Below are 15182 nucleotides of genomic sequence, written 5' to 3'. Positions count from 1 at the left end.
CCAAGACGGCACGACTTGTTGCCGCACTGCAGGACAAGCAGGACGACGCGGCGTAAACCGCAAACGTCCACCAACAACTACACACCCCATGAAACGACCTCACACGAGGTCAAAGAAAGGAAGCCACAATGGCTAAGCTCACCAAGGACGAGCTCATTGAGCAGTTCAAGGAAATGACCCTCATCGAGCTCTCCGAGTTCCTGAAGGAATTCGAGGAGGTCTTCGACGTGACCGCTGCTGCTCCGGTTGCAGTTGCAGCTGCTCCGGGTGCTGCGGGCGGCGACGCTCCGGCTGCTGAGGAGAAGGACGAGTTCGACGTCGTGCTCGAGTCCGCTGGCGACAAGAAGATCGGCGTGATCAAGGTTGTCCGCGAGCTGGTTCCGGGCCTCGGCCTGAAGGACGCCAAGGAAATGGTCGAGGGTGCTCCGAAGGCCATCCTCGAGGGCGCAAACAAGGACGACGCAGAGGCTGCCAAGACCAAGCTGGAAGAGGCTGGCGCTACCGTCACCCTCAAGTAGTCGCCTAGGGGTGATATCACCCCGCGACCACTCACCCCGGTTCCTGCACCTAGATACGGTGCGGGGCCGGGGTTTTGCGTTGCCGGGGTTTTGCGTTGCCGGGGGTAGTGCCCAGTGTGCGGTGATAGCGGGTAACTCCGGCCGCGATCTGCATTTCCGCAGGTCGCGTTCCGCCGCTGACCGAGTTACCCGCTATCAACTCGCGGCGGGGGAGCCAGGGGCCGCGCCTACGACGCTAGATATCCGGCGGGAGCGGCCCCATCGCGTCGGCAATCACCTGCAGGCGCTCCACCTCGGCGAGGAACTCCTCCTCGCGACGCAGCAGTACCTCCGGGGAAACGCGATAGAGGATAATGCCCTTGTTCTGGATCTTCTTCTCCCTGTTCCGCTCAGCAAGCAGCGTTTCATCCAGCGGTTTGTAGGTCTCGCCGTCGTACTTCACGCCGCCATCGATTTCGATGCCGAGGCGGCGGCGCAGCAGGTCGATGAAGAACTCGCCGACCTTGGCGTTGGCGACCCAACCGTCCATGTTGGCGTCGATAAGCAATGCCCTGGCGTACGACTCGTACGGCGACATCGAGTTCGGGATGGCGTGCTGGACAACCTTCCGCAGCGTGTCGATGTTGCGCGTCGGCCCGAATCTCTCCAGTTCCGCCTCGACGACCTCACGCGTCGTGTGGTGGTGCAAGATCCAATCCATGGCGACCAGCCCCTCGCGGAACCCGTGGTGCAGCGCAATATCGAACGCGGTCGACAGCGGATCCGTCACGCGCACCGTCGCATGCTCCACGATCGTCGGTTTCCTTCCGCGCTGCTCGAGATAGGTACACCCCTTGGGCCATTGGCTTTTCGACGGCACCCTCCCCGCCCCCAACACCAACTCCACCCTTTCCGCAGCCCCAGTTTGGTCCCCGATCACCCACATGCCGTGGATCCGGGCGGCGGATCTGCCCGCCAACGCCGCTTTCCGCATTGACTTCGCGACGGCGAGGCAGCACAGCCACTTCCGCTCGTACGAGCGCAGGCCAGCGAAGTCGTGGTAGGCGACACCGTATTTCGTGGATAGGCCGAGCACCACGGTGCCGGACCCCGCGGCCCCCGAGCCGTCGACAGCCGTGCCATCGCGCCGCAGCTTCAACAGCATTCCGACAAGTTCGTCCTGTTTCCCCCGATCCATACCCGGGATGATGGCAGATGAAACGACAGAGGGGAACGGCGGTTGCTGGAACTGTGGATAACTCGGGCTCGGGCGGCGCGAGTTATCCACAGGTTCGTTGTCCTTGGCTGCGGCCGGCTCTCGGTGATAGCGGGTAACTCCAGCCGCAATCTGCATTTCCGCAGGTCGCGTTCCACCGCTGACCGAGTTACCCGCTATCACCGCCACGGCGCCGCCCGAGCGCCACCAAAGCGCCACCGCGGCGCCGCCCACGCACCGCCTAGGCTGGGCGGCATGAAACGAACGCAGCACATCGACGTCACCAACCCCGCCACCGGCGAGGTGATCGGCCGGGTCCCGAAACAGACCGAAGACGACGTCGAGCGGGCGTTCACCAAAGCGCGGCGCGCGCAGGAGGCGTGGGCGCAGACGAGCTATCGCCACCGCAAGAGGATCATGTTGCGGTTCCACAACCTGGTCATCGACAACCGGGATGAGTTGATGGACCAGATCCAAGACGAGAACGGCAAGAACCGCCTGAGTGCGCTCGAGGAAGTGATGGATGTAGCGTTGACCAGTCGGTATTACGCACATCATGGGCGCGGGTATGTGAGAACGAGGCGTCGGCAAGTGCCAATGCCCTTCTTAACCGTGACGCACGAGCAGCGCCCGCCGAAGGGCGTGGTGGGGATCATTGCGCCGTTCAACTACCCGCTTGCGCTCGCGATCAGCGACGCGATCCCGGCCCTGCTCGCCGGCAACGCGGTGGTGCTCAAGCCGGACTCGCAGACTCCGTTGTCCGCGTTGAAGGGTGCCGAGCTCCTCTACAAAGCGGGCCTGCCGAGGGACCTGTTCCAGGTGGTCACCGGGCCGGGGAGCGAGGTGGGGCAGGCGATCATTAAGCGCTGCGACTTCCTCATGTTCACCGGCTCGACCAAGACCGGAAAAGAGCTGGCCCAACAGGCGGCAGAGCGGCTGATCGACTACTCGATGGAGCTCGGCGGGAAGAACCCCATGATCATCGCCCCGGACGCGCCGCTCGATCGCGCGGTCGAGGGCGCGTGGCTTGCCTGCTTCGCCAACTCGGGCCAGCTGTGCATCTCCATCGAGCGGATGTACGTGCACAGGGACATAGCCGGCGAGTTCATCCCGCGGTTCGTCGACCGCGTGGATCAGATGACGGTGGGGGCGGGCAAGGATTGGGACATCGACATGGGTGCGCAGATCTCGGAGGCGCACACCGACAAGATCGAGGCGTTTGTTAGCGACGCGCTTGCCAAGGGTGCCACAGCGCTGACCGGTGGCCACCGCATCGGCCCGGCGTTCTTCGAGCCGACGGTGCTCACGAACGTGCCCACCGACGCTGACCTCTACACCGAGGAGGTCTTCGGGCCGGTGGTCTACATCGAGGTCGTCGACTCCCTCGACGAGGCGGTGACGAAGGCGAACGACTCGGAGTACGGGCTCAACGCGTCGGTGTGGGCGGGGAGGATGACGGGGCGTCGATTAGCATCCCAGCTTGAGAGCGGAACGGTGAACATCAACGAGGGGTACGCGCCAGCGTGGAGCGCGATGGACGCGCCGATGGGCGGGTTCAAGCAGTCTGGCGCGGGCCGCCGGCACGGGGAGCACGGCATGACGAAGTACACAGAGCCGCGCAACGTCACGCGCACCCGCCGCATGAACCTGATGGCCAACGACCTGCCTCGGGACGTTTTCGCCGACTCCTTGGCCGCCGCGCTGAAGTGGGGCCGCGATATCCTGCGGTAAGGTAGCGCACCATGCACCGTTCCCGCGCTTTTCAGGCACTGCTCGTCGGCCTCGGCGTTGCGCTGCTGGTCGGCGGGCTCGTTGCTCCGAGGTTGCTTCTGGCCAACGCACGCCTGCCCCTCTCCCTCGGCGAGGCCACCTGGACCCTGACGGACGACAACGGCAAACGTCAGGGCCAGCCCGCGCCGGTCACGCGCCAGCTGCACATGGAAATCCGCAACCCCTCCGACGAGGACACCGCCGCCGTGCGCGTCGGCGACACGCTGCGCGCAGGCAAGGCCGGCACCGACTTCGATAACTTGATCACCGCATCCACCTGGTCGTTCGCCCTCGACCGCGAGACCGCCGAGGTGCGCGACCCGGCGGAGGTGCAGCTTGTTATGGGTATGCCCGCGGAGCAGGTGCTTATCGACGCCCCGTGGCTCACCTTCCCCGCAAACGTAGAACAGCGCGCCTACGACGTGTTCGACCCCACCCTTCGCACCTCGGCACCGGCGGAATTCGTGGGCGAGGAGGAGATCGCGGGCCGCACCGTGTACCGCTTCCGCCAGGTCATCGCGCCGGTGAACGTCGCCCAGCTCTACGCCGACGCGCGAAACACCACCTACCTCCCAGGCCCGGAGGGCGAGCCGCAGCGCGCCTTCTACTTCCACTCCGCCGAGCGCGAGCTGCTCGTGGACCGCATTTCCGGCCTCGTGGTCGGCATCAACGAGAAGGTCGACGACTTTTACGGCGACGCAGCCGGCCGCGGCATCGAGAACATTGTGATGTACGACGCGGAGATGGACACGGCGCAGGTCACCGAGCTCGTCCAGGCCGTTTCGGGTGTCGCGCCCGCGTCGCGCGCACATACGATCGCGCGCATCGTCGCCGCCCTCGGTGCGCTGCTGACCGCCCTCGGCGCATTTCTTGCGGTGCGGTTTTCCCGCGCGCGCCGGTAGTGGTGGTAGGCTGCCGGCTGAGTGCTTTACAAGCGCGCCTGTGTAGTATAGGCTGTCTCTTTGCGCTGGAAGCCGTCTCCAGTGTGCGCGCAAACCTTGCTCGAGCGGTTTGGGAAAACCGATTTGACAAGGTGATTTTGCTATCTCTGGGGCGGGTCTTCCGAAGCAGACCAAATGCTAACTTAACCAGCGGAAACGTCGCCAACCTGTATGCCAGAGCAGATTGCTGCGGCCTCCGCCCAAGGTGCTGGAAGGACCCAACTTGGCAGTCTCAGACCAGACCATGAATATGGCTGAAATCCCCGGGGCACCCGAACGCTACTCGTTCGCGAAAATTGCAGAGCCCATCACCGTCCCGGGCCTTCTCGATGTGCAGCTTGATTCCTTCGCGTGGCTCGTCGGCACGCCGGAGTGGCGCGAACGCGAGCAGGAACTCCGCGGCGAGACCGCGAAGGTGACCAGCGGCCTCGAGGACATTCTCGAGGAGATCTCCCCGATCCAGGACTACTCGGGCAACATGAGCCTGAGCCTGTCGGAGCCGCGCTTCGAAGACGTGAAGTACACGATCGAAGAGGCGAAGGACAAGGACATCAACTACTCCGCACCGCTGTACGTGACGGCGGAGTTCATCAACAACGACACGCAGGAGATCAAGTCCCAGACCGTCTTCATCGGAGACTTCCCGCTGATGACGGACAAGGGCACGTTCATCGTCAACGGCACCGAGCGTGTCGTCGTCTCCCAGCTGGTGCGTTCCCCGGGCGTCTACTTCGACGAGACGATTGACAAGTCCACCGAGCGTCCGCTGCACTCGGTGAAGGTCATCCCGTCGCGCGGTGCGTGGCTGGAGTTCGACGTGGACAAGCGCGACACCGTCGGCGTGCGCATCGACCGCAAGCGCCGCCAGCCGGTGACGGTGCTGTTGAAGGCGCTCGGCTGGACCACCGAGCAGATCACGGAGCGCTTCGGCTTCTCCGAGATCATGATGGCCACCCTGGAATCCGACGGTGTCGCCAACACCGACGAGGCGCTGCTGGAGATCTACCGCAAGCAGCGCCCGGGCGAGCAGCCGACGCGCGACCTCGCGCAGTCCTTGCTGGAGAACGCCTTCTTCAAGCCGAAGCGCTACGACCTCGCGCGCGTCGGCCGCTACAAGGTCAACCGCAAGCTGGGCCTCGGCGGCGACCACGAGGGTCTGATGACGCTCACCGAGGAAGACATCGCCACCACGCTCGAGTACCTCGTCCGCCTGCACGCAGGCGAGAACGAGATGAAGGCGCCGAACGGCGAGATGATCCCGATTAACACGGACGACATCGACCACTTCGGCAACCGCCGCCTGCGCACCGTCGGCGAGCTGGTCCAGAACCAGGTCCGCGTGGGCCTTTCCCGCATGGAGCGCGTTGTGCGCGAGCGCATGACCACCCAGGACGCGGAGTCGATCACCCCGACGTCACTGATCAACGTGCGCCCGGTTTCCGCGGCGATCCGCGAGTTCTTCGGCACCTCGCAGCTGTCCCAGTTTATGGACCAGAACAACTCCCTGTCTGGCCTGACCCACAAGCGCCGCCTCTCCGCGCTCGGCCCGGGTGGTCTGTCCCGTGAGCGCGCCGGTATCGAGGTTCGCGACGTGCACCCGTCGCACTACGGCCGCATGTGCCCGATCGAGACCCCTGAGGGCCCGAACATTGGTCTGATTGGCGCGCTGGCCTCCTACGCCCGCGTCAACCCGTTCGGCTTCATCGAGACTCCGTACCAGAAGGTCGTCGACGGTCAGCTTACCGACCAGATCGACTACCTCACCGCGGACGAAGAAGACCGTTACGCCATCGCGCAGGCGGCGACGCCGATGGACAAGGACAACAACCTCACCGGCGAGCGCATCGAGGTCCGCCTGAAGGACGGCGACATCGGTGTTGTCGGCCCCAAGGGCGTCGACTACCTCGACATTTCCCCGCGCCAGATGGTGTCCGTGGCAACGGCGATGATTCCGTTCCTCGAGCACGACGACGCGAACCGCGCGCTCATGGGCGCGAACATGCAGAAGCAGGCTGTGCCGCTGCTGCGTGCTGAGGCCGCCTACGTCGCCACCGGTATGGAGCAGCGCGCCGCGTACGACGCGGGCGACACCGTGATTACCAGCAAGGGCGGCGTGATCGAGAACGTCACCGGCGACTTCATCACCGTTGCCGCCGACGACGGCACGCACGAGACCTACATGCTGCGCACCTTCGAGCGCACGAACCAGGGCACCTGCTACAACCAGACCCCGATCGTGAGCCAGGGCGAGCGTGTTGAGGCCGGCCAGGTTATCGCTGACGGTCCGGGCACGAAGAACGGCGAGATGGCGCTCGGCCGCAACCTGCTCGTTGCGTTCATGCCGTGGGAAGGCCACAACTACGAGGACGCGATCATCCTCAACCAGCGCGTGGTGGAGGAGGATATCCTCACCTCCGTGCACATCGAGGAGCACGAGATCGACGCCCGCGACACCAAGCTGGGCGCCGAGGAGATCACCCGCGAGATTCCGAACGTCTCTGAGGAGGTGCTCAAGGACCTCGACGAGCGCGGCATCATCCGCATCGGCGCGGACGTGCGCGACGGCGACATCCTCGTGGGCAAGGTCACCCCGAAGGGCGAGACCGAGCTGACCCCGGAGGAGCGCCTGCTGCGCGCCATCTTCGGCGAGAAGGCCCGCGAGGTGCGCGACACCTCCCTGAAGGTGCCGCACGGTGAGACCGGCAAGGTCATCGCGGTGCGCCGCTTCTCCCGCGAGGACGACGACGATTTGAGCCCGGGCGTCAACGAGATGATCCGCGTTTACGTCGCGCAGAAGCGCAAGATCCAGGACGGCGACAAGATGGCCGGCCGCCACGGCAACAAGGGTGTTGTGGGCAAGATTCTCCCGCAGGAGGACATGCCGTTCATGGCGGACGGCACCCCGGTGGACATCATTCTGAACACCCACGGTGTGCCGCGCCGTATGAACATCGGCCAGGTCCTCGAGGTGCACCTGGGCTGGCTGGCCAAGGCTGGCTGGACCGTGAACCCGGACGACCCGAAGAACGCCAAGCTGCTCGAGACCCTGCCGGAGCACCTCTACGACGTGCCGGCTGACTCGCTGACGGCCACCCCGGTGTTCGACGGCGCGACCAACGACGAGATCGCGGGCCTTTTGGCTAACACCAAGCCGAACCGCGACGGCGAAGTGATGGTGGACGAGAACGGCAAGACGATGCTGTTCGACGGCCGCTCCGGCGAGCCGTACAAGTACCCGATCTCGGTCGGTTACATGTACATGCTGAAGCTGCACCACCTGGTGGACGAGAAGATCCACGCCCGCTCCACTGGCCCGTACTCCATGATTACGCAGCAGCCGCTGGGCGGTAAGGCCCAGTTCGGCGGCCAGCGTTTCGGCGAGATGGAGGTGTGGGCAATGCAGGCGTACGGCGCCGCCTACACCCTGCAGGAGCTGCTCACCATTAAGTCGGACGACGTGGTCGGCCGCGTGAAGGTGTACGAGGCCATTGTGAAGGGCGACAACATCCCGGATCCGGGCATCCCGGAGTCGTTCAAGGTGTTGCTCAAGGAGCTGCAGTCGCTGTGCCTGAACGTGGAGGTGCTCTCCACCGACGGCACGCCGATGGAGCTCGACGGCGACGATGACGAGTTCGACCAGGCCGGTTCCTCGCTGGGCATTAACCTGTCCCGCGACGAGGGCGCGGCTGCGGATACGGCATAGGGCTAGGACAAGGGGGCGTCGATAAGCAGCTGCTTGCCGACGCACCCGTGAACGAACAGCAACCACCAAGAAGATAAGGAACCATTACGTGTTTGACGTAAACCTCTTCGACGAGCTTCGCATCGGCCTGGCCACCGCCGACGACATCCGTCGCTGGTCCCACGGCGAGGTTAAGAAGCCGGAGACCATTAACTACCGCACCTTGAAGCCGGAGAAGGACGGCCTGTTCTGCGAGCGCATTTTCGGCCCGACCCGCGACTGGGAGTGCGCCTGCGGCAAGTACAAGCGCGTGCGTTACAAGGGCATCATCTGCGAGCGCTGCGGCGTCGAGGTGACCAAGTCCAAGGTGCGCCGCGAGCGCATGGGCCACATTGAGCTGGCCGCTCCGGTTACCCACATCTGGTACTTCAAGGGCGTGCCGTCGCGCTTGGGTTACCTGCTTGACTTGGCGCCGAAGGACCTCGAGCGCATTATCTACTTCGCAGCCAACATCATCACCTCCGTGGATGATGAGGCCCGCCACAACGACCTCTCCACCCTGGAAGCAGAGATGCTCATGGAGAAGAAGGAAGTTGAGGCGGACGCCAACGCGGAGATCGCGGAGCGCGCGCAGAAGCTGGAGGAGGACCTCGCTGAGCTCGAGGCCGCCGGCGCGACCGCTGCTGCCCGCAAGAAGGTGCAGAACGCCGCGGACAAGGAGATGACTCACATCCGCGAGGCCGGCGAGCGCGAGGTGGAGCGTCTGGACGAAATCTGGACCACCTTCACCAAGCTCGCCCCGAAGCAGATGGTTATCGACGAGAACCTGTACGAGGAGCTCGTCGACCGCTACGAGGACTACTTCACCGGCGGCATGGGCGCCGAGGCTATCCAGACCCTGATCCGCAACTTCGATCTCGACGCTGAGGCCGAGGAGCTGCGCGGCATCATCGCCGAGGGCAAGGGCCAGAAGAAGATCCGCGCCCTGAAGCGCCTGAAGGTTGTCGCTGCGTTCCAGCGCTCCGGCAACGACCCGGCCGGCATGATCCTCGACGCGATCCCGGTGATCCCGCCGGAGCTGCGCCCGATGGTGCAGCTCGACGGCGGCCGCTTCGCCACGTCGGACCTGAACGACCTGTACCGCCGCGTGATCAACCGCAACAACCGCCTGAAGCGCATGATCGACCTCGGCGCGCCCGAGATCATCGTGAACAACGAGAAGCGCATGCTGCAGGAGTCTGTGGACGCGCTGTTCGACAACGGCCGCCGAGGCCGTCCGGTCACCGGCCCGGGCAGCCGCCCGCTGAAGTCCCTGTCCGACCTGCTCAAGGGCAAGCAGGGCCGCTTCCGCCAGAACCTGCTGGGTAAGCGCGTGGATTACTCTGGCCGTTCCGTGATTATTGTCGGTCCGCAGCTCAAGCTGCACGAGTGCGGTCTGCCGAAGCTGATGGCGCTCGAGCTGTTCAAGCCGTTCGTGATGAAGCGCTTGGTTGACAACGACTACGCGCAGAACATCAAGAGCGCGAAGCGTAAGGTGGAGCGCCAGCACCCTGAGGTGTGGGACGTGCTCGAAGAGGCGATTGCGGAGCACCCGGTGCTGCTCAACCGCGCACCGACGCTGCACCGCCTCGGCATCCAGGCGTTCGAGCCGAAGTTGGTCGAGGGTAAGGCTATCCAGCTGCACCCGCTGGCCTGCGAGGCCTTCAACGCCGACTTCGACGGCGACCAGATGGCAGTTCACCTGCCGCTGTCTGCAGAGGCGCAGGCCGAGGCCCGCATCCTCATGCTGTCCTCGAACAACATTCTGTCTCCGGCGTCGGGCAAGCCGCTGGCAATGCCGCGCCTGGACATGGTCACCGGCCTGTACTTCCTCACCATGGTGAAGGGCCCGCAGGAGATCGGCGGCGAGGGCGCGTACGCCCCGGCCGACGAGAACGGTCCGGAGCAGGGCGTTTACTCCTCCTACCGCGAGGCCATCATGGCCTACGACCGCGGCGTGCTCGGCCTGCAGGCTCCGATCAAGGTGCGCATCGACCACCTGCGCCCGACCCCGGAGATCGAGCAGGAGCAGTTCCCGGAGGGCTGGACCAAGGGCCAGGCCTGGATGATGGACACCACGCTCGGCCGCATCATGTTCAACGAGCTTCTGCCGTTCAACTTCCCGTACCAGGAAGGCGCGATGGTGCGCAAGGGCGGCGGTTCCGGCAAGGTGCTGCTCGGCGACATCATCCAGTCCATGGTTGAGAAGTACCCGATGATCACCGTTGCCCAGGTGCTGGACAAGATGAAGGACGCCGGTTTCTACTGGGCGACCCGCTCCGGCGTGACCATCTCCATGTCAGACGTGCTGGTGCTTCCGAACAAGGTAGAGGTGCTCGAGGAGTACGAGCGCGAGGCCGAGGAGATCGAGCGCAAGTTCTGGGAGAAGGGCGCGCTGACGGAGGAGAACCGCTACGACCGCCTGGTCGAGCTGTGGCAGGACGCCACCAACAAGGTGGGTCAGGCTGTGGAGGATCTCTACCCGGACGACAACCCGATTCCGATGATCGTGAAGTCCGGTGCTGCCGGTAACATGCGCCAGATCTGGACCCTGGCCGGTATGAAGGGCATGGTTGTGAACTCGCGCGGCGAGTACATTACCCGCCCGATCAAGACCTCCTTCCGTGAGGGTCTGAGCGTGATGGAGTACTTCAACAACTCCCACGGTTCCCGTAAGGGCCTGGCCGATACCGCGCTTCGTACCGCAGACTCCGGTTACCTGACGCGTCGTCTGGTCGACGTGGCGCAGGACGTCATCGTCCGCGAGGACGACTGCGGCACCCACCAGGGTGTCAAGGTGCCGGTGGCCGAGGAGACCGCTGGCTCCTTCCACCGCCACGACCTGGTCGAGACCTCCGTGTCCGGCCGCGTGCTCGCGGCGGACGCGAAGGACGCAGACGGCAACGTCATTCTCGAGGCCGGCACCGAACTGTCCGAGGAGCGCATCGACGCGCTCGTCGCGGCCGGCGTTACCGAGGCAAAGGTCCGCTCCGTGCTGACCTGCCAGACCCCGACCGGCGTGTGCGCGAAGTGCTACGGCAAGTCCATGGCGTCTGGCCAGCTGGTGGACATCGGCGAGGCTGTCGGCATCGTCGCGGCGCAGTCCATTGGTGAGCCGGGTACCCAGCTGACCATGCGTACCTTCCACCAGGGTGGTGTCGGCGGCGACATTACCGGTGGTCTGCCGCGTGTCCAGGAGCTGTTCGAGGCCCGCGTGCCGAAGAACCGCGCCCCGATCGCCTCCGTGGCCGGCACGGTCACACTGGAGGACGAGGGCAACTTCTGGACGCTGACGATCCACCCGGACGACGACTCGGACGACGTGGTCTACGAGAAGCTGTCGAAGCGCCAGGGCCTGGCCCAGGTGCGCCGCCCGATGGAGTCCAACCCGGACGCCTACATCGAGCGCACCCTGCGCGAGGGCGACCACGTTGAGGTTGGCGAGCGCCTTATGCGCGGCGCCGCCGACCCGCACGACGTGCTCGAGGTGCTCGGCCGCCGCGGTGTGGAGAAGCACCTGATCAACGAGGTGCAGGCCGTGTACCGCACCCAGGGTGTGTCGATTCACGACAAGCACATCGAGATCATCATCCGCCAGATGCTGCGCCGCGGCACCGTCATCGACTCGGGTACCACCGAGTTCCTGCCGGGTACTCTGGTGGACCTCTCCGAGGCACGCCAGGTCAACGCGGCAGCGGTTGCCGACGGCGGCGAGCCGGCGGAGATGCGCTCCGAGATCATGGGTATCACCAAGGCCTCCCTGGCAACCGAGTCCTGGCTGTCGGCGGCCTCCTTCCAGGAGACCACCCGCGTGCTGACCGATGCCGCGATCAACAAGCGCTCCGACAAGCTGATCGGCCTGAAGGAGAACGTGATCATCGGTAAGTTGATCCCGGCTGGTACCGGCATCTCCCGCTACCGCAACATTCAGGTCAAGCCGACCGAGGCGGCCCGCTCTGCGGCGTACTCGATTCCGAGCTTCGGCGACTCCATCTACGGCGACGAAGGCTACGGCGAGTTCACCGGCGCCTCCGTCCCGCTGGACGAGTACGGTTTCGACCAGATCTAAGGCGGCCTAGCACTTCTGGCATCTAGCTAGGTCTGCTGGCCCGGTCCCGGTTTCGGGGCCGGGCTTTTTGCTTTTCGACGGACCCCGGCCCCAACTTGGTACGGCGTCTGCAAATGGACGAGTAGGACGCCTGCAAATGGACGAGTAGGACGTCTGCAAATGGTCGATTAGTGGTGTTACGATGCAGCTCATGACCTATTTAGACCGCACCGTCGACGCCGAACTCGACGAGCTCCTTCCCCATGTGGCCGCGGTGGCGTTAGACGGACCTAAGGGCGTTGGCAAAACGGAGACGGCGGGGCGACGTGTTTCCCACAAGAGTTGATCGACGCGATGCCGGAGGAGGACCGCGCGCTCGCCGCCGCGCAGCTCGACGACGGCTCCATGTGGCCCACGAGCTACGCAGTGCTTTCGCTTGACGACGACACCTCCAACCACATCCGCGCACTCATCCGACGGGCTGCCCCGGCTCAGCACTAGCGGTTCAGCGCTAGCTGATGTGGGCGTCGCGTGCCGCGCGGATGATGTCGACGCCGCCCATAAGCGCCAGGCCGCGGACTCGAACCACCGGCGCGTCGCTGGGCAGGTGATCGTGAGAGGTGCTGGACGAGGGGTCGTCGCGACGCTCAAAGCCGCCCAAGACACCGATGCCGTCGTCGATCACCCGGACGTCGTCGGGGACGATGATGTCGATGCCGCCCATCACCGCAAACGCGTTAATCACCGTTTCGTGTGCGGACAGTGTCGCGTTCCTGAGGTCGAGGTCGTTGCCTCCCATGACTGTGATGGAGGTGTGTGTCGGGGCGACGTGCCAACGTCCCTTCTTCACGGACTCGCCCATGATGGAAAAGGAGAGGGCGGAGCCGCCGGGCTGGGAGCTGATGGGCTCGAGGGTCCCGCTGCCGTGTTCCACGGGGGTGAGGTCCGCAACTAACGCAGGCAGTTCGTCGGCGTAGGTGGCGGCCCACAGTGCCTTGGTGCGGTCGTCGAATTCGGTGAGGCTGAGCTGGCCGTCGACGTGGGCGTCGTCAAGCAATTGCGAAATGCGCTCACGCTCGGTGTTGCTGGCCCGCTTGCGGGGAGCATTCGGTGTGGTCATGAGCCCAGATTAACCGGAGCCCGCGCACAGACGCCGTGCTCAGGCTTAATATCCAGGCGTGAGCGGAAAGTCGCCCAAGCGCGACTATTGCGGCGCTGCTCGCCCTCGTCGGTGTGACGGGTATAAGCGGCGGATTCGAGGAGGCCGAGCCGGAAGGTTACATGTTCGCCGAGGTGCCGGAGATGCGCTGGCTTCTCGGCGAACGCACTGCGGAGGTGACCCTCAAATGAGCGCTCCAAGCCGCCGCGTTGCCGCTGTCGCAGCCTCCCTCGCCCTCATCAGCTTGGGAGTGTTCATCCGCGGCCAGCTGCCGAAGGCCGAGGACCTGGTGTACGCGCCGTACGAATACGGCAGCGCTGCCCCGAAACTGGGCACATTCGACAGCGCTCGCGTGACTGTGTCCGAAAAGCTCAACGGTGTGCCCTCGCACGCGAGCTGAGTGCAGATGAATTTCGGATTCACCCCGGAGGCCACCACGGTGCTCCGCGGGCGAATCCAGGCGGAAGACGGCACCCTGTTCGATTCAGTCGATCCTGGGCTTCGTGCGTGCGAGGTGACCTACCCAGGCGTCCGCACCGAGTGCACGATGGTCTTTGAAATACCGCTGGACAAACTCCCCGGTGCCACAAGGGATCGACCTATGAGATGGACCTGGTGGGCGACGGCCCCCATAGCGGTGGCGGTGATGTTCGCGGCGTCCTCCCAATCCCTGGTGGACAACTACCTGCCGTGGACCTGGTCGAAGGAGCAGGTTGTCGAGGCCGGCGCCGCAGGCCAGTTGGGCTGGGGTGGGCGTCGATAAGCAACTTGTGCTCTTTGCGCCACGTGGTGTACCTTTATCGAGGTTTCCCCCGCGAATACCCGCGGAGTGGAAGTTATTGAACTCCATGCGACCCGCTCACACGGTAGTTCATGCAAAACGGCAGGGCCCCGGAAAAGAGCCCCTATTTTTGCATGTATAGCCAAGCTTGGGCGGTCGCGTAACCACGAAAGAGCGTGAATGCCTACTATTCAGCAGCTGGTCCGCAAGGGCCGCAAGGACAAGAAGACCGAGGTTGCTACGGCCGCCCTCAAGGGCTCCCCGCAGCGCCGCGGCGTGTGCACCCGTGTGTACACCACCACCCCGAAGAAGCCGAACTCCGCGCTGCGTAAGGTCGCCCGTGTGCGCCTGACCTCCGGTGTTGAGGTTTCCGCTTACATCCCGGGCGAGGGCCACAACCTGCAGGAGCACTCCATGGTGCTCGTGCGCGGTGGTCGTGTGAAGGACCTGCCGGGTGTGCGTTACAAGATCATCCGCGGCGCACTGGATACCCAGGGTGTCAAGGACCGCAAGCAGGCTCGCTCCCGTTACGGCGCGAAGAAGGGATAAGTAAACAATGCGTAAGCAAAAAGCACCTGAGCGTCCCGTAGTCAAGGATCCGGTTTACAACTCCGAGCTGGTCACCCAGCTGGTGAACAAGGTCCTCATCGACGGCAAGAAGTCCACGGCAGAGCGCATCGTCTACGGCGCACTCGAGATGTGCCGCGAGAAGACCGGTACTGACCCGGTCGGCACCCTGGAGAAGGCTCTGGGCAACATCCGCCCGGATCTCGAGGTCCGCTCCCGCCGCGTCGGTGGCGCCACCTACCAGGTTCCGGTCAAAGTTGAGCCGGGCCGCTCCAACACGCTGGCTCTGCGCTGGATGGTCACCTTCACCCGCCAGCGTCGCGAGAACTCCATGACCGAGCGTCTCGCCAACGAGATTCTGGATGCGTCCAACGGTCTCGGCGCATCGGTGAAGCGCCGCGAGGACACCCACAAGATGGCGGAGGCCAACCGCGCCTTCGCGCACTACCGCTGGTAGTAGTAGAGCCATTTTCGCAATTGCG

13 protein-coding genes are annotated in these 15182 nt (G+C 64.6%); 11 read left to right on the top strand and 2 right to left on the bottom strand.

Annotated elements, in window-relative coordinates; all coding sequences use genetic code 11:
• Window positions 1–128: 128 nt before the first annotated feature.
• Complete coding sequence (gene rplL, locus V6D40_RS03140; protein WP_334288902.1) at window positions 129–518, top strand: 50S ribosomal protein L7/L12; 390 nt, start codon at window positions 129–131, stop codon at window positions 516–518.
• 235 nt (window positions 519–753) lie between these two features.
• Here the strand turns inward: rplL and V6D40_RS03135 are convergent, their stop codons facing one another.
• Complete coding sequence (locus V6D40_RS03135) at window positions 754–1695, bottom strand: hypothetical protein (protein WP_334288901.1); 942 nt, start codon at window positions 1693–1695, stop codon at window positions 754–756.
• Between the two features lie 273 nt (window positions 1696–1968).
• Here V6D40_RS03135 and V6D40_RS03130 point away from each other — a divergent pair, with 273 nt between their 5' ends.
• The 6 genes from V6D40_RS03130 (at window position 1969) to V6D40_RS03105 (ending at window position 12694) form a co-directional block, all read left to right on the top strand.
• Window positions 1969–3444, top strand: coding sequence for a succinic semialdehyde dehydrogenase (locus tag V6D40_RS03130; protein WP_334288900.1), 1476 nt, complete (start codon window positions 1969–1971; stop codon window positions 3442–3444).
• A gap of 11 nt (window positions 3445–3455) precedes the next feature.
• The gene (locus V6D40_RS03125; RefSeq protein ID WP_334288899.1) at window positions 3456–4385 is read left to right on the top strand and encodes a DUF3068 domain-containing protein; all 930 of its coding nucleotides are present in this window, start codon (window positions 3456–3458) and stop codon (window positions 4383–4385) included.
• Window positions 4386–4629: 244 nt separating this feature from the next.
• Window positions 4630–8127 carry a DNA-directed RNA polymerase subunit beta gene (gene rpoB, locus V6D40_RS03120; RefSeq protein ID WP_334288898.1) on the top strand — a complete coding sequence of 1166 codons (3498 nt, stop codon included), beginning with the start codon at window positions 4630–4632 and terminating at the stop codon, window positions 8125–8127.
• Window positions 8128–8215: 88 nt separating this feature from the next.
• Window positions 8216–12214: a DNA-directed RNA polymerase subunit beta' gene (locus V6D40_RS03115; protein ID WP_334288897.1), complete on the top strand. Its 3999-nt coding sequence runs from the start codon at window positions 8216–8218 to the stop codon at window positions 12212–12214.
• Window positions 12215–12404: 190 nt separating this feature from the next.
• Window positions 12405–12539: a hypothetical protein gene (locus V6D40_RS03110; RefSeq protein WP_334288896.1), complete on the top strand. Its 135-nt coding sequence runs from the start codon at window positions 12405–12407 to the stop codon at window positions 12537–12539.
• An 8-nt stretch (window positions 12540–12547) separates the two neighbouring features.
• Window positions 12548–12694, top strand: a complete 147-nt coding sequence (locus V6D40_RS03105) for a hypothetical protein (RefSeq protein ID WP_334288895.1) — start codon at window positions 12548–12550, stop codon at window positions 12692–12694.
• A gap of 10 nt (window positions 12695–12704) precedes the next feature.
• Here V6D40_RS03105 and V6D40_RS03100 read toward each other — a convergent pair whose 3' ends face one another.
• Window positions 12705–13313 carry a DUF1707 SHOCT-like domain-containing protein gene (locus V6D40_RS03100; RefSeq protein ID WP_334288894.1) on the bottom strand — a complete coding sequence of 203 codons (609 nt, stop codon included), beginning with the start codon at window positions 13311–13313 and terminating at the stop codon, window positions 12705–12707.
• A 226-nt stretch (window positions 13314–13539) separates the two neighbouring features.
• Here V6D40_RS03100 and V6D40_RS03095 point away from each other — a divergent pair, with 226 nt between their 5' ends.
• From V6D40_RS03095 to rpsG, 4 genes are all read left to right on the top strand, one after another.
• Window positions 13540–13752, top strand: coding sequence for a hypothetical protein (locus V6D40_RS03095; RefSeq protein WP_334288893.1), 213 nt, complete (start codon window positions 13540–13542; stop codon window positions 13750–13752).
• A gap of 6 nt (window positions 13753–13758) precedes the next feature.
• Window positions 13759–14115 (top strand): hypothetical protein, encoded by a 357-nt coding sequence (locus tag V6D40_RS03090; protein ID WP_334288892.1) that lies wholly within the window; start codon window positions 13759–13761, stop codon window positions 14113–14115.
• Between the two features lie 198 nt (window positions 14116–14313).
• The gene (rpsL, locus tag V6D40_RS03085; protein WP_334288891.1) at window positions 14314–14682 is read left to right on the top strand and encodes a 30S ribosomal protein S12; all 369 of its coding nucleotides are present in this window, start codon (window positions 14314–14316) and stop codon (window positions 14680–14682) included.
• Window positions 14683–14689: 7 nt separating this feature from the next.
• Window positions 14690–15157 carry a 30S ribosomal protein S7 gene (rpsG, locus tag V6D40_RS03080; RefSeq protein ID WP_334288890.1) on the top strand — a complete coding sequence of 156 codons (468 nt, stop codon included), beginning with the start codon at window positions 14690–14692 and terminating at the stop codon, window positions 15155–15157.
• The last annotated feature ends 25 nt before the right edge of the window (window positions 15158–15182 follow it).

It is taken from the genome of Corynebacterium sp. Marseille-Q4381 (genome assembly GCF_036881695.1).
GTDB lineage: Bacteria > Actinomycetota > Actinomycetes > Mycobacteriales > Mycobacteriaceae > Corynebacterium.
The sequence above is the reverse complement of the archived record's forward strand: the minus strand, read 5'-3'. Positions and strand labels throughout refer to the sequence as shown.